Annotated in this window: 20 protein-coding genes and 3 pseudogenes; 8 read left to right on the forward strand and 15 right to left on the reverse strand. The window is 69.0% G+C overall.

From position 1 onward, the window contains the following. Nucleotides 1–96 precede the first annotated feature (96 nt). From JD78_RS10575 to JD78_RS10595, 5 genes are all read right to left on the reverse strand, one after another. Complete coding sequence (locus tag JD78_RS10575) at nucleotides 97–1,818, reverse strand: putative bifunctional diguanylate cyclase/phosphodiesterase (protein ID WP_153362428.1); 1,722 nt, start codon at nucleotides 1,816–1,818, stop codon at nucleotides 97–99. Nucleotides 1,819–2,002: 184 nt separating this feature from the next. Beyond that, nucleotides 2,003–2,560 (reverse strand): hypothetical protein, encoded by a 558-nt coding sequence (locus JD78_RS10580; RefSeq protein WP_153362429.1) that lies wholly within the window; start codon nucleotides 2,558–2,560, stop codon nucleotides 2,003–2,005. A 109-nt stretch (nucleotides 2,561–2,669) separates the two neighbouring features. Then, nucleotides 2,670–3,938, reverse strand: coding sequence for a hypothetical protein (locus JD78_RS10585; RefSeq protein ID WP_153362430.1), 1,269 nt, complete (start codon nucleotides 3,936–3,938; stop codon nucleotides 2,670–2,672). A 276-nt stretch (nucleotides 3,939–4,214) separates the two neighbouring features. After that, a complete protein-coding gene (locus JD78_RS10590) occupies nucleotides 4,215–4,631 on the reverse strand; it encodes a type II toxin-antitoxin system death-on-curing family toxin (protein WP_153362431.1) in 417 nt (138 codons plus the stop codon). Next, the gene (locus JD78_RS10595; RefSeq protein WP_153362432.1) at nucleotides 4,628–4,834 is read right to left on the reverse strand and encodes a ribbon-helix-helix domain-containing protein; all 207 of its coding nucleotides are present in this window, start codon (nucleotides 4,832–4,834) and stop codon (nucleotides 4,628–4,630) included. The genes JD78_RS10590 and JD78_RS10595 overlap by 4 nt, the downstream gene beginning before the upstream one ends. 229 nt (nucleotides 4,835–5,063) lie before the next feature. Here JD78_RS10595 and JD78_RS10600 point away from each other — a divergent pair, with 229 nt between their 5' ends. From JD78_RS10600 to JD78_RS10610, 3 genes are all read left to right on the forward strand, one after another. Further along, nucleotides 5,064–5,492 carry a protein NO VEIN domain-containing protein gene (locus JD78_RS10600; RefSeq protein ID WP_153362433.1) on the forward strand — a complete coding sequence of 143 codons (429 nt, stop codon included), beginning with the start codon at nucleotides 5,064–5,066 and terminating at the stop codon, nucleotides 5,490–5,492. A gap of 252 nt (nucleotides 5,493–5,744) precedes the next feature. After that, nucleotides 5,745–6,035: a transposase gene (locus JD78_RS10605; RefSeq protein WP_166521127.1), complete on the forward strand. Its 291-nt coding sequence runs from the start codon at nucleotides 5,745–5,747 to the stop codon at nucleotides 6,033–6,035. After that, the gene (locus tag JD78_RS10610) at nucleotides 6,032–6,928 is read left to right on the forward strand and encodes an IS3 family transposase (RefSeq protein WP_153362660.1); all 897 of its coding nucleotides are present in this window, start codon (nucleotides 6,032–6,034) and stop codon (nucleotides 6,926–6,928) included. The genes JD78_RS10605 and JD78_RS10610 overlap by 4 nt, the downstream gene beginning before the upstream one ends. A 443-nt stretch (nucleotides 6,929–7,371) precedes the next feature. Here the strand turns inward: JD78_RS10610 and JD78_RS10615 are convergent, their stop codons facing one another. From JD78_RS10615 to JD78_RS10630, 4 genes are all read right to left on the reverse strand, one after another. After that, complete coding sequence (locus JD78_RS10615) at nucleotides 7,372–9,081, reverse strand: DNA cytosine methyltransferase (RefSeq protein WP_166521128.1); 1,710 nt, start codon at nucleotides 9,079–9,081, stop codon at nucleotides 7,372–7,374. Between the two features lie 223 nt (nucleotides 9,082–9,304). Continuing rightward, entirely contained in the window at nucleotides 9,305–10,285 is a 981-nt protein-coding gene (locus tag JD78_RS10620; RefSeq protein WP_166521129.1) for a PD-(D/E)XK motif protein, read from the reverse strand. Beyond that, entirely contained in the window at nucleotides 10,282–12,978 is a 2,697-nt protein-coding gene (locus JD78_RS10625; RefSeq protein WP_153362392.1) for a Z1 domain-containing protein, read from the reverse strand. The genes JD78_RS10620 and JD78_RS10625 overlap by 4 nt, the downstream gene beginning before the upstream one ends. Beyond that, nucleotides 12,962–14,530: an ATP-binding protein gene (locus JD78_RS10630; protein WP_323368972.1), complete on the reverse strand. Its 1,569-nt coding sequence runs from the start codon at nucleotides 14,528–14,530 to the stop codon at nucleotides 12,962–12,964. The genes JD78_RS10625 and JD78_RS10630 overlap by 17 nt, the downstream gene beginning before the upstream one ends. Nucleotides 14,531–15,006: 476 nt before the next feature. On the opposite strand from JD78_RS10630, the gene JD78_RS10635 reads away from it, so the two are divergent. After that, a complete protein-coding gene (locus tag JD78_RS10635; RefSeq protein WP_153362394.1) occupies nucleotides 15,007–15,537 on the forward strand; it encodes a very short patch repair endonuclease in 531 nt (176 codons plus the stop codon). Here JD78_RS10635 and JD78_RS22880 read toward each other — a convergent pair. Then, nucleotides 15,505–15,636, reverse strand: a pseudogene (locus JD78_RS22880) (hypothetical protein); the annotation flags it as partial. The gene JD78_RS10635 and the pseudogene JD78_RS22880 overlap by 33 nt on opposite strands. A gap of 105 nt (nucleotides 15,637–15,741) precedes the next feature. Beyond that, on the reverse strand, nucleotides 15,742–16,056 hold the full coding sequence (locus tag JD78_RS22195; RefSeq protein ID WP_228395435.1) for a Rieske 2Fe-2S domain-containing protein: 315 nt from the start codon (nucleotides 16,054–16,056) through the stop codon (nucleotides 15,742–15,744). 74 nt (nucleotides 16,057–16,130) lie between these two features. On the opposite strand from JD78_RS22195, the pseudogene JD78_RS22885 reads away from it, so the two are divergent. From JD78_RS22885 to JD78_RS10665, 4 genes and pseudogenes are all read left to right on the forward strand, one after another. Continuing rightward, nucleotides 16,131–16,652 (forward strand): annotated as a pseudogene (locus tag JD78_RS22885) (UGSC family (seleno)protein). After that, a complete protein-coding gene (locus JD78_RS10655) occupies nucleotides 16,649–17,737 on the forward strand; it encodes a hypothetical protein (protein WP_166521130.1) in 1,089 nt (362 codons plus the stop codon). The pseudogene JD78_RS22885 and the gene JD78_RS10655 overlap by 4 nt, the downstream one beginning before the upstream one ends. 110 nt (nucleotides 17,738–17,847) lie before the next feature. Then, nucleotides 17,848–18,471: a type IV toxin-antitoxin system AbiEi family antitoxin domain-containing protein gene (locus JD78_RS10660; protein ID WP_208104072.1), complete on the forward strand. Its 624-nt coding sequence runs from the start codon at nucleotides 17,848–17,850 to the stop codon at nucleotides 18,469–18,471. Continuing rightward, complete coding sequence (locus JD78_RS10665; RefSeq protein WP_153361660.1) at nucleotides 18,468–19,253, forward strand: nucleotidyl transferase AbiEii/AbiGii toxin family protein; 786 nt, start codon at nucleotides 18,468–18,470, stop codon at nucleotides 19,251–19,253. The genes JD78_RS10660 and JD78_RS10665 overlap by 4 nt, the downstream gene beginning before the upstream one ends. 223 nt (nucleotides 19,254–19,476) lie before the next feature. Here JD78_RS10665 and JD78_RS22890 read toward each other — a convergent pair whose 3' ends face one another. The 4 genes and pseudogenes from JD78_RS22890 to JD78_RS10680 all read right to left on the reverse strand — a co-directional run. Next, nucleotides 19,477–19,737 (reverse strand): type II toxin-antitoxin system PemK/MazF family toxin, encoded by a 261-nt coding sequence (locus JD78_RS22890; protein ID WP_153361659.1) that lies wholly within the window; start codon nucleotides 19,735–19,737, stop codon nucleotides 19,477–19,479. Next, nucleotides 19,668–19,895, reverse strand: coding sequence for a ribbon-helix-helix domain-containing protein (locus JD78_RS10675; RefSeq protein WP_153361658.1), 228 nt, complete (start codon nucleotides 19,893–19,895; stop codon nucleotides 19,668–19,670). Before JD78_RS10675 ends, JD78_RS22890 begins: the two co-directional genes overlap by 70 nt. Before the next feature lie 73 nt (nucleotides 19,896–19,968). After that, the gene (locus JD78_RS22595; protein ID WP_267128572.1) at nucleotides 19,969–20,319 is read right to left on the reverse strand and encodes a helicase HerA-like domain-containing protein; all 351 of its coding nucleotides are present in this window, start codon (nucleotides 20,317–20,319) and stop codon (nucleotides 19,969–19,971) included. Between the two features lie 112 nt (nucleotides 20,320–20,431). Then, nucleotides 20,432–21,397: pseudogene (locus JD78_RS10680) on the reverse strand (helicase HerA-like domain-containing protein); the annotation flags it as partial. Nucleotides 21,398–21,438 lie beyond the last annotated feature (41 nt).

Consider the following 21,438-nt stretch of genomic DNA (forward strand, 5'->3'; position numbering starts at 1 on the left):
CAGCTACCTCGCCCGGGTGAGGGGGCTCGGGTGCCGACGGCAGTCCGTGCGCCGGCGAGCCAGTGGCCCGGGCTCCCACCCGCACGTCGCGGCGGTTCAGCGGGGGATGCTGACCGCGCCGTCGACCCACCGGGCCGCCAGCCACCCCGCCAGCTCGTCGGCCGGCATCGGCCGGCCGTAGAACCAGCCCTGTCCGAAGTGCACGCCGAGCCGGCGCAGCTCGGCGTCCTGCTCCCGGGTCTCCACACCCTCGGCGAGGAGACCGAGCCCGAGGTTGTCGGCGAGCGCGACGATGCTGGCCACCAGCTGCGCCCGGCGCGGGGCGGTGGTGATCGAGGCGATGAACGACGTGTCGAGCTTCAGGTGCTGGACGGGCAGCACGTCGAGCCGGCTCAGCGAGGAGTAGCCGGTGCCGAAGTCGTCGGCGGCGACGACGTGCCCGATCCGAGTCAGCGTCTCGAGGTTCTGCCGGACGACGGCGACGTCGGACTCCAGCTGGGTCTCGGTGACCTCGACGACGACGTGGGCGGCGGGCCAGTCGAACTCGGCCAGCACCGCCGCCATCCGGTGCGGGTACCCGGGGTCGGCGAGCTCGCGCACCGACACGTTGACGCCGAGCGCGAGCTGCACGCCGTTGGCCGCACGCAGGGCGGTGAGCTGCTGCAGGCCGGTGCGCAGCACCTGCCGGCCGAGGGTGGCGATCAGGCCGTGCTGCTCGGCGAGGGCGACGAACTCGGCGGGCGGGACGGCGCCGCGCTCCGGGTGGTCCCACCGGGCCAGCGCCTCCACGCCGATCACCCGGTTGCCGGCGAGCTCCACCACCGGCTGGAAGGCCACGCCGATCCGGCCCGCGGCGAGAGCGGCGGTCAGGTCGGCGGCCAGCTGGTCGCCGGCGGCGTCGTCGAGGGCGCAGCGGTTGCGACCGGTGTCCTTGGCGACGTACAGGGCGGCGTCGGCGCGGCGCATCAGCTGGGCCTTGGTCTCGCCGGGGATGTGCTGGGCGACGCCGCAGGAGACGCCGATGCCCGGGTGCAGCCCGGTCAGCCGTTCGACCTCCGCCAGGGCGACCGGCCCGGTCAGGCCGGGGAGCAGCAGCGCGAACTCGTCGCCGCCGTGCCGGGCGAGCACCGCGCCCGGGGCCAGCTGGGCGCACCAGACCTCGCTGACCCGGACCAGCACGCGGTCGCCGGCCTCGTGACCGTCGGTGTCGTTGATCCGCTTGAAGTGGTCGAGGTCGAGCAGCGCGGCGGACAGCGGTTCACCACGGCGCTCGGCGGCGACGAGCAGCTCCTGCAGGGCGTCGTCGAAACCGCGCCGGTTGGCCAGCCCGGTGAGCGGGTCACGGCTGGCGCTGGAGGCGCGCCAGGCGAGGTCGCGGGTGACCGTGCCCAGCGCGACGACCACCGCGACCAGGGCCAGCGTGGTGAACAGCGGGACGTCGCCGCGCAGCACGAGCACGCCGCTGACGCCGACCAGCGCGATCACCAGGTGCGCCAGCGCGGGCCCGGGCCGAAAGAAGAAGAACGCGTCGACGGCGACGAAGGAGATGATCGAACCGATGGCGAAGGCGGTCAGCGGGTCGGGGGCGAGCGCGGCGGCGCTGCCGATCATCGCGGTGGCCGCGGCGACCGGGACGTGGAAGGCCGCGCGGGGCCAGCACGGGCCCCAGCGGCCGATGACGCCGGCGCCGAGCAGGGCGGTGGCCGCCAGAGCTGCGATGGCCACGCTGCGGCCGGAGTGCGCGGCCGCCCCGAGGAGCGCGAGCAGTCCCGCGGTGCCACCGAAGGCGTAGAAGACGGCCAGGATGCGCGCCGTCATCCGCGGGGTGGCGACCTCGGGGGCGTGCGAGCCGAGGCGCCTCACCGAGCCGGGCCCGCGCACGGGCCGACCACCGCCCCGTCGTCAGGGGTGCGCACCGTCGAATGCATGGCCCAGCTCACCCCTCACCCCTCGGATCGATTGCGTACGAGGTTGATGAGTTCTACCGGACCGGTGAGTTCAGCTACCCCGCGGGGGTGAGGCCCTGACCTGCGGCGCAGAGCTGCCAGAGGCGGTGCCGGCGGGAACCGTGCTCCCCCTCACCGGGGACGCCGCGCAGCGCCCGGTCGATCCGGGACATCGCGGCCGGGTCGGCGAGCACCCGCGGGAGGTCGTCGACGCCGAGGAGGCCGTGTGCCACGAGGATGCGGGCGACCCGGAGGACGGCCTCGGCCTTGGGCACGCCGCCCCGGGTCGAGGTGCGCTGCCGGTTCTGCGCGGCCTCCTCCAGCGCCGGGGCGTCGGGGAAGCGGGCGAGCAGGCGCGGCAGCGGGTGGCTGTCGGTGGCCGGCAGCTCGGTGGTGGTCATCGGCCCGGACGCCGCCGGGCCGAGCACCCGGTGCACCAGGGGGACGACGACCCGGCCGTGGGAGGTGCCGGGCGTCCAGACCGCGTCCAGCACGACCGCGGACAGGCTGGCCCAGCGCGGTCGGCCAGCCTGCGCGCCGGCCGCGGGCGCGCGGGGGGTCTCCGCCGCCGACTCGAAGTCGAGCATCGGCGCCTCGGTGTCCTGCACGCTCACCCCTCGATGCGCGCCGCGCCGGTCGCAGCGGACCGGTCGATGATGCCGCCGGACGTCGACCGCGCCCGGCCGACACGGCGGGTGCGCGTCACGGTGCCGCGGCCGGCGCTCATTCCTCGCCGGCGTCCGGCTCGGCGCTCCCGCGCCGACGGAAGCCGGCGATCCCTCCGGCGATGCCGCCCGAGATCCCCCCGGAGATGCGACCCGTCACCGACTTGGCGCGGTCGAGGGTCTCGGTGCCGAGGCGCCGGGAGGCGTCGAGACCCTCTGCCCCCGTGTCGAGGACCTTCCCCTTGAGTTCCGTCGCCGCAGCCGTCCACGCCCGCGCCTCCACGAGCTCGGGTCCGGACGCTATCCCGAGCGGGCCGTGGAAGTCCGCGACGGCGAGGGCGACCTTCTCGCTCGACTGCACGATCGCCGGGGACTGGATCGGGTTGAGCAGCACCTTCGCGTTCGCCGTGCCCGCGGCGTCGGCCATGCGGGTCAGCAGGTGGTGGGTGACCTGCGCGATGGTGTCCAGGCGCTTCTGCCGGGCTGCCCTGAGCCCGAGGCGGTGACCGTCGACGTCGTCCGGCGCCACCTCCAGCACGCGGTCGATCTCCAGCACGGCGATCGCGTCCTGGAGCTGGAAGGTGCGAGCCAGGACGGCGAGCCACCCCTGGGCCTTGGCCGCGACGTCCTTGGTCGCGTCGGCGAGCTCGCTGATCCTCGCCTTGTGCTCGACCTTCTCGGTGATCGCCTCGAGCTGTCGCACCGCGTACGCCTGGGTCCGCGCGATCGTCGACGACGATCCCTGGACCTTGGACCAGGTGACCTCGTTGACCCGGCCGCCGTGCTCGCGCAGGGTCATGGCCTCGTCGATGTCCAGGCCGACGCCGATCAGGTCGGCGTGGACGGCGTCCTCCTGCGCGCGCAGGACGTCGTCGAGCTTCTCGTCGATCGTGGCGAGGTAGTCGGTGATCTCGTCCATGGCCTGCTGCATGGCGAGCTGCGTCATGATGCCGGCGGCACCGGTGAGCAGCGCCGGGTTCCTCGCGAGCGTGCCGGGTCCCTTGTCGATCTGCAGCCACTTCTTGATCTCGCCCGGCCGCCCGACCATGGCGTGGCTGACGCCGTGTGTCTTGCTCGGCATCAGCCCGAACTGCTTGACGTGCTGCGCCGACTCCGGCGTCAGCTTCACCCAGCGCCCCGAGTTCGCCGCGATCTCGGAGCCCGCCTGTGCCAGTGCTCCCCCGGCGCTGAGGAAGCCACTCAGCCGCGACAGCTCGAGCTTCTTCGCTGACAGACCCTGGTCGGCGACGAAGCGCTCGACGGCTGCCGGTTCGCCGATCACCGCCAGGCCATCGCCGTCGCTGATCAGCTGGATGTCGTCACTCATGACTGTCCCCCGTGGATCGATGCGAGTCGGCCTGCGCCGGGCACCCGCGAGGGCGTGCACAGGTCGAGCACGGGCACCCTGACATGCGCCACCGACGAACGAGGGCCGCTTGCGTCGAATCGGTGACGCGGCGACGTTCCTGGTGCAGCTGATGACTGCCCTGGCACGACATCGAGCGCGGAGCGCTTCAGTCCTCGACACGAGCCAGGCTGGCCGCGGCAGCACGACGGTGTGCCGCGTACCGTACGGCCTGCGTCGGCGGGCCGTCCGGGCTGATCAGTCCTGTCGGCCGGTCGACCCTGGAGGCGTCGACGCCCCGCGACCGATGGGGACGGCCCGCAGCCGGTCGGCGATCTCCGCCACCTCAGCGCCGCCGGCAGCCACGTCCATCACCAGCACGAAGGCGGCCTCGTCGTCCAGGTCGGGAGCGTGCCCGTTGAGGTCGAGGAAGACGACGGTGGCAAGCCAGCCCAGCCGCTTGTTGCCGTCGACGAGGGCGTGGTTGCCGACCAGCGAGTGGAGCAGCGCCGCCGCCTTCTGCGGCACCGTGGGGTAGGCCTCCTCCCCGAAGACCGTTGCCTGCGGTCGCGCCGCGGCAGCACTCAACAGGCCGACATCACGCACCGGGCCGGTGCGCAGCGCGCGGACGAGAGCGAGGAGATCGTCGAGTTGCAGGTACTCGACGTCGCTCACACCGTGCCCAGGCGGTGCAGCACGTCGCCCCACCGGTCGATGAGCCGGGCGGAGCTCTCCTCGACCCGGCCGGCGTGACCGCTGCGCTCGTACCGCTCGAGCACGGCCCGTCGGATGACCTCCTGACGAGAGGTGCCCTCGGCCTCTGCGAGGGCCGTCAGTGCCTGCTCGAGCTCGTCATCGGTTCGTACGGTCAGCGCCATGCGGGCGACGATACCAAGGTGATACCACCGTGAGGCCCCATCAGATCGAGCCGAAGGAATCGGTGAAGCCGAAAGCACCCCCGTCGGTGCCCATGGCCCGGGCCCCCTCCGCCCGCGTTGAGTCCATCGCCAACCCCGCAGCAACTGGGAGCCCGGGTGCTGGTCCGTGTCGGCCTCCTCCGCCACCCTGTGCGACCCGACCCTCTACCGCCTGCCCCAGGAGCGACCCGTGGACCCCAGCAATGCGACACCCCCGCCGATCTCCGGCATCAAGGCGATCGAGGACGCCGCCATTGCCTTCGTCATCGAGCAGGAGACGAAGGAAGGACGCACGGCGCGGGACACCCGCCAGGACAACAGCGCCTCCGCCGACCTCATCAGCGGCGACCGCATCATCGAGGTCAAGGCGGCGGGCACGAGCTCCCGGGGATACGACCTGTGGCTGGAACCGGCCCAGTACCACGCTGCTCGCGCCGACCCGGATCACTCTTGGTTGTACCTGGTCGAGAACGTGCGCCAAGGAGATCCCGAGAACTTCAGGCTGCTCCGTCTCGGCGGTCAGCAGCTGAGTGACCTGTTGGTCAAGGCAAGGCGCCGGGAGTACTTCACGGTTCCCGTCCCGGTCGCCGTGCACGACGCTCTGTCCGAGCACCTGTGACCACCGAGGGCCGCACGCTCTGTCGGCTGCGCCAACCCCTCCTGCCCGTCACGGCGCGGCGTGGTTGACCGAGAGATCGACCGGAAGACTGCCCGCGGAACGCTCGGCCTGCCGCCGGCATCTCAGCCGACGACGGTCGCCATCTCGACCAGACGACACAGCGCATTCACCTGGCGCAGTTGCTCCGGCTGAAGTGACCCCCGTCGGCTGAACACCTCCAGACTTGGCATCAGCCAAGGAGGGAGGGCCCGGATGGGCCGACGGAGCAAGTACCCCGAGGAGTTCCGGCAGCGAGCCGCGCAGCTGGTGCTGGACAGCCGCCGCAGCGTCCGCGAGGTCGCCAGTGAGCTGGGCATCAACCACGAGACGCTGCGCAACTGGGTCACCGCCGAGAAGCGTCAGCGAGCCGATGGGCCGGCCGCGCTCAGTGCCGACGAGCGGATGGAGCTGGCCCGGCTGCGGCGCAAGGTCGCTGAGCTGGAAGTCGAGCGGGAGATCTTGAAAAAAGCCGCGGTCTTCTTCGCTCGGGAGACGGGCCGGTGAGCCGCGGACTGGTCTGCGAGTTCATCGCCGCGGAGAAGACCAGCTACGGCGTGCGCCGTCTCTGCCGAGTGTTTCGGATCAGCCCCACCAGCTTCTACGCATGGGCCGCCCGCGCCGGCGGGCCGACAGCCGGCGAGCTCGACGAGGCCTACGCGATCGAGGCCGCTCGTGAGGCCTGGGTAGCCCACCGCCGGATCTACGGCGCCCGCCGGCTGACCGCAGAAGTCCGCGACCGCGGGCACGGCTGGAACCGGAAACGGGTTGCGCGGCTGATGCGGCTGGGTGCGATCGAGGGCGTGCACCGGCGCCGGCGAGGCAAGTACGGCCGCCGCGCGGTCTCCACCGCGACCGCCCCGGACCGGGTGGAGCGGAACTTCACCGCGGCCGCCCCCAACCAGCTGTGGGTCGCCGACATCTCCTACCTGCGCTCCTGGGAAGGCTTCGTCTACCTCGCCGTGGTCGTCGACGCCTTCAGCCGCAAGGTCGTCGGCTGGGCGATGGCCGACCACCTGCGCACCGAGCTCGTCCTCGACGCCGTCGGCATGGCCATCACCACCCGCAAGCCCGCTGCAGGAACGGTGCACCACACCGACCGCGGCAGCCAGTACACCTCCTATGAGTTCGGCAAGGCGCTGCGCGCCTCCGGGGTACTGGCCTCGATGGGCCGGGTCGGGTCGGCATTCGACAACGCGATGGCCGAATCGGTGTTCGCCACGCTGAAGACCGAACTGATCTACCGCCGCTCCTGGCCCACCCGCCACGAGCTGGAGATGGAGGTCTTCTCCTACCTCGAAGGCTTCTACAACACCCGCCGCCGGCACTCCCGGCTCGGCAACCTCAGCCCCACCGACTACGAGAACATGCACCTGACACAGAACGAGGTGTCCGCCTGACGGGGGTCACTTCAGGCGTCCGCACCGGGGCGTCGAGCAGCTCCTCACTCATCACTGCGACCGCCAGCGCCTTCGCCCGCGACACCGCCATGTTCAGCCGGTGCAGGTTGTGAAGAAGGGGGGCCCCGCGGGGTGCGTCCTCCGCGCTGGTCGACGTCATCGAGTACAGGACGGCGCCTCCTGCCCTTGGACTCGGTCAAGGGCAGGAGGCGCCATCGGCGCAGCAGCCCGCGGATCAGCGCGACCTAGTTGTTGCACGGCGAGACCACCAGCACGTCGCCGACGCTGACCACGTGCCGCCACCCTTCGGCGTCCACCCAAGTCAACGCCCTGCAGCAACCGCCACAATGTGGCCACGGCTTCCGCCTCACCAGCAGAGGCGGCCGCCGCCGACCGGGCGCACTCGACGAACCGCACGGTCCGTTGAGAAACTGCAGCAATGATTAGGCCTTAGCAGCGACGCCCCCCTGCGCCGTCTGGCACGCCGCGACAAGAGGACAGTCAGAGCAGTCGGACAATTCCTTCTTACAGCGCGTAGCCGCTAGGAGGCGCAGCCCGGCCATGCGTAGGGCAGCATCCTCTCCACCACCGACGAGTCGCGCGAGGTCGATCCTGCCATCGGACAGGCGATTAGTCTCATGCGACGTACTGCCCGCAACCCGGGCAGCCACACGCAAGACGCCCTGCGACCGCAGAAGGAGATCCTCCCCGCGTAACAGTGCAAAAACCTGCCGTTCGGCGGGAGTCAGAGCGATTAGCTGCGGGACGGACTCAGGCGCGACCCAGGCTGATTTCCGCCGGACGAGCGGCCGCAGTCGCTCTAGCGACCGGCCGGCCTTGCCAGCGGGAAGCGCTTCGATTGCACCCTTGAGAGCTAAGGCCGACAGTTCGGCTAGGCCACGGAAATGACGCAGAGCGTCACCCTGCACTTTTAGATCTGTACGTGTGCTGCACAACACGGCCGCCCCAATAGCCACGGGCGGGGTCACGGCTGAACCTGGGAGTGTGTGCCAATAATCCCCGGTGCGTTGCTTCGCCGCCCAATCAGCCAGTTGCCGACGCACTTGGAGCCAGTTGATTGAATCCCCGGCCGCGGGGCGGTCGTACCCTCCGAGGGCGCGGGCAGCTGCCTCCCCCAGCAGCGGGGGCACAGCATTCCCAATCTGCCGGAAGGCATCACTCCGAGTTCCTGCGAAACGGAACTCGTCTGGGAAGGTTTGGATCCGGGCAGCCTCTCGGACCGTCAAGGTTCGGTGCTCCTCAGGATGGATGTACCAGTACCCGTCCTTGGCGATGTGCGCCGTGATCGAGCGGCTGACATCGTTCCAGTCGAGTCGCTTGTACTTGTCGTCGAAACTGTCCGCTTTATATCGCCTGAGGTGCTCAGGGATATCCGAGTACAAGGTCTTGGACGTCATCATCTGGAAGACCTCGAGGTCGTCGGGTCGCACCGGCCGCGTCATGTGGTCGTGGAGCACCTCGGGGACGGCTCCTTCTCGCATCCGCGCAGCGAATGCCGAGAAGGTAGGTGGGGCCACATAAGGCATCTCCCGTGCACCCGTCGTTCCGTTGAGCGCCGGCAGATCGCTGATGCTGTCGCGCAGGGTTGTCACCACGGGTGCTTCATCAGGCCAACTGAACGCGCACCCGTCCCGCCGAGCGAGCAGGATGAGTCGCTTGCGATGCTGCGGGACGCCGAAACGCCAAGCCTCGGCCAACTGCACCTTCGTTGCGTAGCCAGCCGCCTCCAGAGCATCCACCATAGTGCGGACCACCCGGAAGTCATCACCCAGCCCCATATCGGGGACGTTCTCCATGAGAATGGCTCGCGGCTTGAGACGTAGGGCGATGTCAAGAAATGCCGCCCACAACTCCCGCCGCGTGTCGACCGCGTCACGCGTGCCGGCCTCGACGAGGCTACGAATTTTGCTCCGACCAGCTCGGCTGAAGGGCTGGCAGGGAGGGCCGCCGGCCACCAGATCAACCGGAATGTCCGCAAAAAGGTTGACGAAGGAGTCCCTGGCGGCCGACTCGCCGAGGTCCAAGTCCAAGGCGAGCCCCGGAAAGTTGTGCCGGTGCGTCTCGAGAGCCCGCGCATCATGGTCAACCGCAGCCGCCACCGCCCAACCAGCGGCCTCGACCCCGGCGCTCAACCCACCTGCTCCGGAGAACAGGTCGACAGCGATGGGCCGGCCCGCAGCTACCTGGCCATGGGCCCACGCGCGGAGAGTGCGGACACTGGGACCTTCCGGGTGCGGCGGCAGCCGCAGGGCGTCGCTTCGCTGAAGCGTTACGCCGTAGTGTCCCACCAAGTATTCCTTTCCCCCCAGATCGGCGACCAGGAGAACACGCTGACAGGGGTACGAGCAAGCACCGTCATCGGAAGCGCGCCGTGTCGGGTGTCTCGGCGACGCGCCAGTCGGCGCATGCGTTCATATCAAGCTGGTACGACAGCTTCGTGATGGCGGGAGGCAGCCCGTCCGCGAACGACGCTCTCGTCAGGCGCGGGAAGCTGTCGGCCACCCGGTACAGCGCCTCGTCGACAACGCGGAACGGAACACGGGCGTGCTCATCCGCGGCGGGTGTGTAGCCGCGCCGACTCAGCTTGGCAAGCAGCTCGGAGCGGGCCGCAGGATCGTCGGCCAGCGCCCCGGTGGCCGCGTGCACGAGGCCTGCCAGGGTGTTGGCCCCGAGCGCGTCCCGGCTTACCCGCAGACTGAACAGGTAGAGCTGCCCGGTCTCCGCATCCTCGAGCTGCTCGAGGCGCTCGATGTTGTGAACGACCGCACCCCCGCTTGACGTCGTCTTGACTTCCACGGACTGGGCTGGCCACTGGAAGTCGTGCCGGGCTCCGTTTGATGCGTCCCATGCCTCGATGGCCTTCGATGAGACGCCGACCCACCGGACGAGGAACCAGAGCTCTCCGAACAGCCCGAGCGCGTCCGTGGCGGAGAGGCGGGAGGGGTCCACTCCCCAAAACCAGCGCCACTCGCTTAGCACAGACAGCAACTTCTCCCGCCGCGCATCGAGGTCTGCCTCCAACACCGCCCGAACCAGATCCGATGTAACAGCCGCGAACGTGTGCAGGACCGCCTGATCGAGACAGACGAAGTCGACATACGTAGCGTCGGGCAGCCCCATGATCCGGTGTCGTCCGACGCCTACGCCGAGGCCGTGCGTCTCGGCAGCGTTGAACGACGCACCGTCGGGAATCCGCACCAACAAGTGCGGACGTGCGCTGTGATCCCGCGCTACCCAGACCCCCGACTGACCCAACACCTGAATCGCCTGCAGTTCACGGCCGGACGCTGGAATGATGATCTCCCTCCAGCGGGATTGGAGCTCCTCTGGCGTCACAAGGTGCCCTTCGGCGGCGGCGCCGAGACGTATTCCACAGTGGCATTGCTCCGGCTCGCGGGGAATGAGACAGCATAGGAAATGAGAGGAGCAACATTTTCCGGATTCGCAAACAGCCTAATCCGGTTCTTGGCATTGCCACCTGCTTCTGAAGCCGCGCTGATGGGATAGATGACGAGGAGCCCCTCTGCGGGGTTCCGGTAGGCGCGGTAGGCCTCCGCTAGGGACGAAAACTTTCCATCGCGCACGTCTTCGTCTGCAGACTGGATATCCGCCTCCTCTAGGCCAAGCAGCTCGTCGTTCGGGGTCGTGATAACACCGAGCGAGGTCGGATCGTTCTTGAGGCGGCTGCGCGCGATCAACGGAACCTGCTTCATCCCACTGACCCCTAGATCCGTAGTCCACGCTGCACTTGTCCTCACCTGGCTGGCGCAAGCTAGCAGGACACGCCACCGCGTCAGCTCACCGTGCTCGAGCTGCTTGTCGATGTAATCGACCACCGAGCGAGGATCGATTGCAGTTTGCTGGATGACACGAAAGTTGCTCAAGAAGGCGATGACCAGTCTCGGATCGACGCCAGACCATGAAGGTTTACCCGATTCGAACGCCTCAGGTTGCCCAAGCGCACGGAAAAGATCTGCGGCGACACCAACGTTGATCTGCAGGTCGTCCGTTGGCCGCTCTGGGAAGCGAAGCGCCTGGACCCTCTGTCCGGCGAAGTTTGCGCTGACCTCTTCGGCCGCACGCATCTTGCTTTTCTGCGTCACTGCCATCTGAGGATGGGTCCGAACTTTCGGCACAAACTCCGTTGGCGTAAGTCGTTCGTGTTCATACCGGGCGATTTGCTTGCGCAGTTCCTCCTCGGCCGTGGCCAGATCGTGAAAGCAGGAGACGAGCAGTTCCGTGCTGTAGAGCCGCGTCAGATCCACGTAACGTCCGCGGTACCCGAACCATCGTCCCATCTGCATCAACGTGTCGTAGTAAAGCGTCTCGCGAACATAGTAGGAAACGAGGAGACCCTCAATCGTTACGCCCCGGCTCAGCTTATTGCCGCCGATCAGTACGGCTTTGAGGGTCGGTTCGGCATCGAAATCGATGGTGTCAGGCCAATCCGAATTCAGCACCCTGACTACTATTCCACTCCGAAGAAGACGATCGACATAAGGCTCGATCGTCTCAAATGGCACTTCGCGCGCGAGATCCACACTGGCTGAGAGCGGCCTGAAACGGGTATCCCACCGATCCCGGAGTCGGGGACGGTACTCGGCCGCTTCATACAGCCACCGTTGTCGGATGTAAGCCAACTCAGCGGCCACGTCGGGGGCTAGGTCGTTCTGGAGCGCCCGACGCATGTCTGTGTGCACGAGCATCGTGCACGGCTCGTCCTTGCCGGAGCGCTCAAGCCAGGCAGCCGACGCGAGGACATAGTCGACGAGCGCCTGCTTGAGGCTGGGCGGGATCGCGGGAACGAATCCCTGACGCTGCCTGGGAGGCGGCACGACCATGTCAACCTCGTGATCGGGCACGAATTCGACGACATCGAGACCGTCGTGGCTGCTGGTATCGGGATCGCCTGGTAACCGATCGCGACCGAAGAGCGTCGCAGCGCCCACATAGACGTCGCCAGGGGGCGGCGGCAGCGAGATGATGAAGTGGCTCGGGAAGAGGTCATTACCTCCCTCCCTGTCGACAGCAGATGGGTCGATGAGGACGTTCGCAAAGGGTGTCGCCGTGTACGCCACGTATGAGCAGCGCACGAAGTTGCGGAGCAGCTTGCGAATCTCGAGATTGATGGCACTGGGGTCGAGCTCATCCTCGCTCAGCACGTCCCCGTCGAAATCAGCGCCGCCGACGAGGTCGACCTCATCGCGAGCCGACCGGTTGCCCCCTGTGTTCACGGACGCCTGATCCGCCTCGTCGTCGATCACGAGGACGGGGACGTGAGCGGGCACCCTCCCTTGCATCCATCCGTTCAATCGCTCGAGTCGCGTCTTGTTTTTCTTGACAACGAAGATGACTTGTTCATTGCCCTGAAGGATGGCCGCGTTCACACCGCGAGGTTCGAAATCGCCCCATATTTCACCGCCGGTCATCCACTGCCAGCGCTTCCCAGCCTCGGGCTCACCGACCCCGGGGACGTTCTCTCGCCCCAGATCCCGCTCCAGTCGTCGCTGCGTCTGCTGACGTAGTGAGTTATGCAGCCCCGACAATACGATGACTATCTTGTAACCTGCATCAGCAGATTTGGCAATGAGCGCTGAGAAGTTCTGGGTCTTACCGCTCTGGACGTGGCCGACGACTAGGCCGCGGATCGCAAAGCCCTCCGGGGAGCGCGGATCCTCTAGGTGACTCAACACCTTATTGCTGGCCCGGTCTAGGCTATCGAGCTCGAAATCCTTTCGACCAACCTCGTGCGCGAGATAGTCGCGCTGACGCCGCCAGTAGTAGCCCCGGGAGGGATCATATCCGTCAAACCACTCCCGCGGCCCCCCCTCGGACAGCGCGCCTGGCTCTAAGACCTGGATGGTCGTAGAGGACTGCTGCTGATAATGGCGCCGGACAGCCTCATGATCGTCGCTTGGCACAAGAGGTCCTGCAGCAGCAAGAGCCTCTTCGAACGTTACCGAGTCACGAGTCATCAGGATCCGAACCAAGCGGAAGTGCCCCTCGATGCGTTCACCAACCGAGGTCACTTGCCACCTCCGGCGCGGTCCGACGCAGGCTGTCGACGATTCGTTGCAACGCTTCCTGCTCTCCCGCCGCTTGCGCGGCAGCCTCAATCGCTCGTCGAATGGGCGGTTCGATACTCGATCCAGTGGACCCGGCAGGCGTGGGGGCTGAAAGGACGTGATCCGTGTAGCGGGTAGTCGTGGCGGTGGCCGGGGGCGTCAAGCCAGACGCGGCCGGTGCTGGATGCGCCGGAAAGGCCGGTCGCGGAGTCATCGGGGAAGCGCCAGTCCGGCCGGTAGGCCGGGTCTCGTTCCCCTTGCGATATCGCTGGGAGGCGATCCGCGCCACCTGGTTCACGACGGGTTCAATGTCATCCCGAAAATCCGTCGGCAGCTTGACGATCGCCTTGGAGATGTTTATTCCAAAGGCAGAGTCCAAGTTCGGGGAGAAATCGAGTGCGACACGGGCGAGCTTGCTGTGCTCGTCGATCGTGCGGATTCGACTCCAGCCACCCCACTGGATCAGCCTGTTCGCACGATAGATGTAGAGACCCTGCTGCCGATTCCACTTGAGAGGGCCAGACGCCCGCTGCCAAGCGGAGGCATCTGAGAACTCACCCTTGTCCGGGAGGACGAATGGCCGAACGTGCACAATTCCCATGCCCTCGTCCGAGGCGACGCGGAAATCATGCTCGGGCAGTGCGGTCGTTCCCGACTCGTTCCGACAGAACGGATCCCAAGGGTCGACCGCGGCACCGTTCACGTGGATCTCCACCTTGTGGCCGCTCACCTCCCCCGCCAAGAAGCGGTGGAAGACCATCCCTAGGTGCTCGGCGATGGCCTCGGCCCGGTCGAGAAGCTTTCGACGTGCCCACCCACCCCAAGGATCCTTATAGTCCAAGATCCGGTCGAGATCTTCCCACAGGACCACCGTTCCTGTGGTCTCCTTTAGCGGCTCGACAAGGTGGCCCGGACGTTCGGCGGGGCCGACGATCAGGATTTCCCACCGGTTCGTTCGCTCGATCTGGGCTAGGTCTAGGGCTCGGACCTCGATACGGGCTCGCGACAGGGCTCGTCGCGATGCGACAACGACACGGCGGCACTGCGAGGTGGAGGCGGTCTTCAGACCAAAGCCGAACTTTCCTAGGTCGTCGCTGTCGTAGTCCCGCATGGATCCGTAGCGCAGGGACTCGGTCAGGGTCGCCGTGTCCATGCCCCGGCCGTTGTCGGCGATCCGGATCCAGGAGTCCGTGCCATCGAAGTGCAGGTCGATAGACACCCTGCTGGCTCCATGCGACACACTGTTGTCCACGAGGTCCGCGACCGCCTGAGGCAGCTCGTAACCGATGTCGCGCAGGGACAGGATGGTTCGCGCCGCTGCCGGGACGACCTCCTCGACTCGCTGTCGACGAGCCGTGGCGGCCCCCGCTGCTCTCTCCAAGCCAGGCCTCCCTGCACACCGACGCGTTGACACAGACCATCCGCGGTCTAACGCAGCGTAGGCGGTACTCCGGAGAATCCGTGCGAGGTGACCCTCAACTGCTCCCAGCGGGGCCTTCGGACGGGCACTCGCCACTGAAGCGTGGCCGCCCCCTCACTACGTAGGCGCTGCGCCGACGCAGCACCCCAGCAAGGGAGGTTCCATGAGCGGCCGGTGATGGCAGTCCGCAGGCCGTTAACTGGACCCGGGGTGGGCGTGGCGGGATAGCCGCTGGGTCGCCATGTAGAGCCACAACCGGACCCCAACTTCCGGAACGGCAGCGTACGAGCGACGCCGACTTCGAGCTGCTTGCGCGGAATGCCTTCAAGGTGCTAGCCGCCCGCGGCCTGCGCGGCGGCGAGCTATATTCGTTCGGCCTGCAGACTCGACGCTTGTTCGACAGCTTGCTCGCCTGACCGAGTCCTACTTCTGTCAATGCCGCCAACGGGTTGCCGTGCTAGGGGGGGTGAGCAGTGCAGTCCGGCTGCGACGGTCCGTCGGGCCCCCTTTTCATGCCCACCGTCGACCCAGGGCCGCACCCGGGTGCATCGACGGACGAAATCCGCGCACGCATGTCCCGCTTGCGCCGACGGGACAACGCCCCCGAGATGGCCGTCCGGCGACTGCTGACAGCTGCTGGCCTTCGCTACCGGGTCACATACCGCATCCCCGGCCAGCGGCGGCGGACGATGGACATCGCGGTGCTCCGCTGCAAGCTGGCTGTCTACATCGACGGGTGCTTCTGGCACAGCTGCCCCGAGCACTTCCACCTGCCCAAGGCCAACGCGGACTGGTGGGTGCGCAAAATGGCGATGAACCGAGCCCGCGATGCGGCGAGCACAGCTCAGCTGGAGGCGCTCGGCTGGACGGTCTTGCGGTTCTGGGAGCACGAGCCGCCAGCCGAGGTGGCGTCGACCATCCTCGCCGCGGCGAGGTACCGGCCCAAGCACTCAGACGAGCAACTTGGCGAGCGTGTGCGTGCACTGCTCGACCCGGGTGGGTGTCTCCGGCACGGCCGAACTCGTGCTCAGCACCACCCCGGCGACGAGCTCGCCAGCTCGCGATCGGACGGCAGCCACACTGCAACCGACCCGGTCGTGTAGCTCGCCGCACTCCGCCGCCCACCCGCGAGCCCGGATGTCCGCGAGGCAGGCATCGCGCTGGTCCGACTCGGTCACCGTCGCGCCGGGGGTCGCCCACATCGCAGGGGGCAGTCGATCCGGTCCCGCACCCAGCCGTGGAAGGTGCTCAGGTGGTGCTCCGCAGGAACCAGCACGCCTCCGGCCGCGCACGCCCGCGAGCTCATCTCATCCCGCAGCTGCACTGGCACCAACGCGTTCGCCACCCGGTCGACGTCGGGCATATGCCGCAGGGTCGGAGCGCCGACCAGCGTCCCGTCCAGCCCGTACGACCGCGTGGTACGGACACCGCAACGTCCGCTTGGTCTGCCCCGACTCCTCGGTGCACAGCAACGCGCCGCGGTGACGGCAAACATTGAGGAACGCCCGCAGCTCGCTCTCCCGACCCCGGACCACCAGCACGCTCTCCCGGCTCACGCGGACTCGGCGGTGTAGTCCCCGCCGACGGCTTCTTCCACCACGCGGGACGACGTCCTGTGCCACCCGCGCCGGCTGCCTAGCGTCCCCGCCACCGGCACCGAGGCGAGGGAGCGGACATGGCTGTGGGCTTCGACCTGATGGACCCGACCGAGCAGGCCAAGGACGACGGCACGGCGGTGCTGCTCGCCGAGCGGCCGGCCGACCTGCGGGGTAAGCGCCTGGTGCTGATGGACAACGGCAAGCACAACGCCCGCGAGCTGCTGGAGGCGGTCTTCGCGCTCGTCGAGCCGGAGCTAGCGCCGTCCGAGGTGATCTGGAAGACCGTCCCCGCCACCTGGCCCGCGCCCGACGAGACGCTCGACGCCATCGCCGCGGAGTGCGACCTCGTCATCGAAGCGGTCGGCGATTAGGGCAGCTGCAGCGCGGCCAGTGTGGCCGACGTCATCCTGATGGAGAAGCGCGGAATCCCGTCGGCAGCGATCTGCACCGACGCACTCAAGGCGAGCGCCGACGCCATGGCGCGCATCCAGGGCGCACCCGGCTACACGTTCGCCGTCGTCCCCCACCCGGTGAGCAGCCTGGACGCCGACGGCATCGCCGAGCACGCCCGGCTGGCGGCACCGCAGGTCATGGCGATCCTGCGCGGGGAGGTCTCGTGACCGAGCAGCAGACCGGCCTCACCCCCGAGGACCTCATCGCCGCAATCGAGGAGTGCCACGCCAACGGCTGGACCGACGGCCTCCCCGTCGTCCCGCCCATCCCGAGCCTGGTGCACCGCTTCCTCGAGCACACCGACCGCTCGCCGTCCGAGGTCATCTGGACGATGACGCAGGTCAAGCGCGGCTGCACCGTCCAGGCCGCGGCGATCAACGCCGCCATGGCCGGCTGCCTCCCCGAGCACTTCCCCGTCGTCCTCGCCGCGCTCGAAGCCGCGGTCGACGAGGGCTGGCCGGCCCTGGGCGGCTGGCAGAGCACCACCGGCGGCGGCCCGCTGCTCGTCGTCAACGGCCCTGTCCGCACCGAGCTCGGCTTCAACTCCCAGGGCAACGTGTTCGGCCCCGGCTTCCGCGCCAACGCCACCGTCGGCCGGGCGATGCGGTTGATCATCATGAACGCCTACGGCATCCGCCCGCACGAGCTCGACCAGGCCACCCAGGGCTTCCCGGGCAAGTTCTCCCTCTGCATCGCGGAGAACGAGGAGGAGAGCCCCTGGGAGCCGCTGTCGGTCACCCTCGGCCACGACGCCGGCGCCAGCACCGTGTCGGCGCTGCACACCCGCAGCACCGAGCACGTCGACAACCGCAACACCGGCGACCCGAAGGCCGTGCTCAACGACATCGCCGACACCTGCGGGCGGATCGGGTCGATGACCCGCCGGTTCCGCCGGGTCGGCGTGGTCATCGGCCCTGAGCACGCGCAGCTGCTGGCTTCGCACGGGATGAGCAAGCAGGACGTCCGCGAGTACCTGGCCGAGCACAGTGGCCGGACGGCGGGTGCCCTGCGCGCGGCCGGCCGGGGCGAGTCGACCGCCGTCTTCTCCAACCACCCGACCGCGGCGGCGTTCGACGAGAAGCAGGCGTCGGACATCGAGCAGATCCCGGACGACGACCTCGTGACGTCGCTGCGCACGCCAGACGACGTCATCGTGGTGGTCGCCGGCGCCGCCAACGCCGGGATCTCCACGGTCGTGCAGACGCTGGGCTTCCCGACCAAGACGATCGGCACCGCCGTCGTCCGCCGCTGATCCGGTCCCCCGTTTCGTCCTGCGCCGCGGAACGGCCTCCAGGAACCTTCATCACTAGCCGAATACTTATCCGAGAGATAAGTTCCTGCACAGTGACAAGGGAGGCAGCCGTGGCCGGAGCACTCGACGTCATGACCCGCGCTCCGCTCCGGACGGTACGGCCGCGCGACCTCGCCGCGGTGTACACCCAGCCCAACGTCCAGCTGACGCGGCTGACCCGACAGGGCCGCGTCCGCAAGGTGGCGGCCGGCCTGTACTACGCCCTCCCCGACGACCGGGACCCCGCGTGGCTGCCCACGCTCGAAGCTGCCGCCGCGGGCGCTGCCACCGCGTTGTACGGCGACCGGGTCCCGGTGCTCATGCACGTGACGGCGGCTCGCCTGCACGGCGCCCTCCCGCGCGCCATCACCCAGGCCGTGGTCGCCGTCCCCGCGCAGCACCGCGCCCTTCAGGTGCTGGACCGCCCCACGGGGGTGATCACGTTCGTCACCCGGGACGTCGAGGCGCTCGATGCGGTGCTCGTCCGCACGGACCTGGGACCTGCACTGGTGACGACACCCGAGCAGACCGTGCTCGACCTGACGAAGCGTCCCGCTCTGGCCGGCATGCCGGGAGAGGTCCGGGACGCCGTCCGGACGCTGCTCCCCCGCTGTGCGCCGGACCGCCTGGACGAGATCGCGCGCGAGCAACGGATGGGCACGACCCTGGCGCGTCTGCGCGCGGAACACCCGTGACGCCGCGTCGATCGCGAGGCCTGGATGCCGCAGAGGCGGCCGCAGTCCGGGAGCAGTTCGGCGTCGCGGACGAGCAGGTGCTGCGAGACCACGCCATCAGTCACGTCCTGGGGGCCCTGTCCGCGGCCGGCCTGCACGATGACCTGGTCTTCTTCGGCGGCACCGCGCTGTCCCGGACCTTCCTGCCCACCCTGCGACTCAGCGAGGACATCGACCTCATCGCCAGCGCGCCACGCGGGGTGATCGGACCTGCCATCGAGGCTGCTGTCTCGACGGGCCTCCAGCGGTCCCACGGCACCGTCAGCTGGCTGCCTCCCCTCGCCGCGACCCGAGGCCCCGCCTCGAGCGTGCTGGTCGTGACCGACACCATCTCCATCCGAGTGCAGCTGCTCTCGGCCACGGGGTACCCGCGCTGGCCGGTCGAACTGCGTCCGTTGGAGCAGCGGTTCAGCGACGCCCCGCCCGCATCGATGGTCACACCGACCGCTGCCGCTTTCGCGGGCTGGAAAGCAGCCGCCTGGCACGACCGATCGGCGGCGCGCGACCTCTACGACCTGTGGGGCCTGGCTGCGGCCGGCCTCATCGACCGCGAGGCCGCTCGACTGTTCTGTGAGCACGGCCCCACGGCCGGCCACGTGCAGCCCTGGATGTTCGACCATGCCCCCAGCGAGGCCGAGTGGCTGACTGCACTCGGCCATCAGGGTCGCGTCCAGGTCGGCCCGGTGGACGCCCGGGACACGGTCCGGGCAGCGTGGACCGCTGCCGTGGACGCCGATGGCTGACCCGGAGATCCTGGTGGTCGCCGGCGCCGCCAACGCCGGGATCTCCACGGTCGGGCAGACGGTGAGCTTCCCGACCAAGACGATCGGCACCGCCGTCGTCCGCCGCTGGTCCGTTCCCGCCGCCTCCCCCCGCCACAGTGGCCACTTCGGCGAAGAGAGGCGGCGCCGGGATCAGCAGCGCTTCCAGCCCCGGGCTCGGGACAACGAGCCGCGGGCGCGGTGGTCACAGCTGGAGATGCAGTCGCAATGCCTCGTCGAGCTCCTGCATGAGGTCGGCCGGCACGCGGCCGAGCACCGGTCCGATGCGCTTCAGGGCAACCGACCGGATCTGCTCTGCCTGCGCCTTCGAGTCAGCGGCGAGACCGGTGCGGCCGGCGGGTTCCCCGGACCGGATCGAGGTCGATGAGCCGGACCTCACCGCGACGCATCGGCCGGGCCATCCGCCACCGTCGTGTCCCACACGGTTGCGTCGTCCGTCTCCCACTCACCCCACGCTGCGGCGTAGTCCTGCTCGAGCTCCGCCTCCCGCAACAGCCGGAGTGCGTGCTGGATGACCGCGGAACGTCCCTTCAACCCCGACGTGCGGGCGTACTCGTCCAACAGCGCGACGTCCGCATCGGACAGACTGACGCTCAGCTTCACACCGGCATGCTCCTTCGGTGGCACTCCGGTAGCAATCAGCGCGGTGCACCCCGACCGCAGTCACCCCGCTCAGCTACCGGCGGCGCCTGCGGGTGCCGAACAGGCCGCGGGTGATCTCCCGGCCCAGCGCGGACGCCGCCGACCGCGTGAACGACCGGAACGCCGCCGAGCCGAGCACGTCGGCGACCACGCCACCGGACGGTTCGGGCTCTCGCTCCGGCGGACGACGACGCGGTGCCGGCCTCCTCTCGACGGGCGCATCGGCAGCGACCGATGGCGGGGCGAGCCGAGCGGCCAGCCGCTCGTACGCCGACTCCCGGTCCACCGGCTGCCCGTACTTCGCCGTCAGCGGCGACCCCGCGACGGACTGCTGCAGGTCGCCCTCGGGGACCGGACCCATCAGCGACCGCGGCGCCCGCAGCATCGTCCACGCCAGCGGCGTCGGCGTCCCACGGTCGGACAGCACCGTCACCGGCCGCCTCGCCGGTGCCCAGCGAGGTGAGCATCTCGGCGACGTCGTAGTCGGTCGACGTCGGGAAGGTCTTCACCGTCTTGCGCAGCGCGGTGGCGTCCTCTGGGGTGAACGTGCGCAGCGCGTGCTGCACCCGGTTGCCCAGCTGACCCAGCACCGACGACGGCACGTCGGTCGGGTTCTGCGTCACGAAGAACACCCCGACGCCCTTGCTCCGGATCAGCCGCACCGTCTGCGTCACCGACTCGAGGAACGCCTTGCTCGCCCCGGTGAACAGCAGGTGCGCCTCGTCGAGGAAGAACACCAGCTTCGGCTGCTCGACGTCGCCGACCTCGGGCAGCTCCTCGAACAGCTCGGCCAGCAGCCACATGAGGAACGTGGAGAACAGCGCCGGCCGGTCCTGCACCGCCGGCAGCTCCACCGCGCTGATCACCCCGCGCCCGTCGGCGGCCGTCCGCAGCAGGTCCGCCGGCTCCCACTCCGGCTCGCCGAAGAAGACGTCGCCGCCCAGCTGCTCCAGCCCGATCAGCTCGCGCAGCAGGACACCCGCCGTGCTCGACGACAGCCCGCCCAGCCCCTTGAGGTCGGCCTTGCCCTCGTCGCTGACCAGCCAGCTGATCACCGACCGCAGGTCCTTGAGGTCCAGCAGCGGCAGCCCGGCCTGGTCGGCGTAGTGGAACACCAGCCCGAGCGAGCTCTCCTGCGTGGCGTTGAGGTCGAGCACCTTCGACAGCAGCACCGGCCCGAACTGGGTCATCGTGGCCCGCACCGGCACGCCCGGCCCGATGCCGCCCAGCGACAGGTACTCGACCGGGTAGCCGGTCGGCGTCCAGGTGTCGGCGGTGTCCGCGGCGCGCGTCACGACCCGGTCGCCGCCGGCCCCCGGCGCCGCCAGACCGCTCAGGTCGCCCTTGATGTCGGCGACCACCACCGGCACGCCCGCCGCCGAGAGCTGCTCGGCCATCAGCTGCAGCGTCTTCGTCTTGCCCGTGCCGGTGGCGCCGGCGATGAGGCCGTGCCGGTTGAGCATCGCCAGGGGCAGCTGCACCTGGGCGTCGGGGTGCGGCCGGC

The organism is Modestobacter roseus (genome assembly GCF_007994135.1).
Lineage (GTDB): Bacteria > Actinomycetota > Actinomycetes > Mycobacteriales > Geodermatophilaceae > Modestobacter > Modestobacter roseus.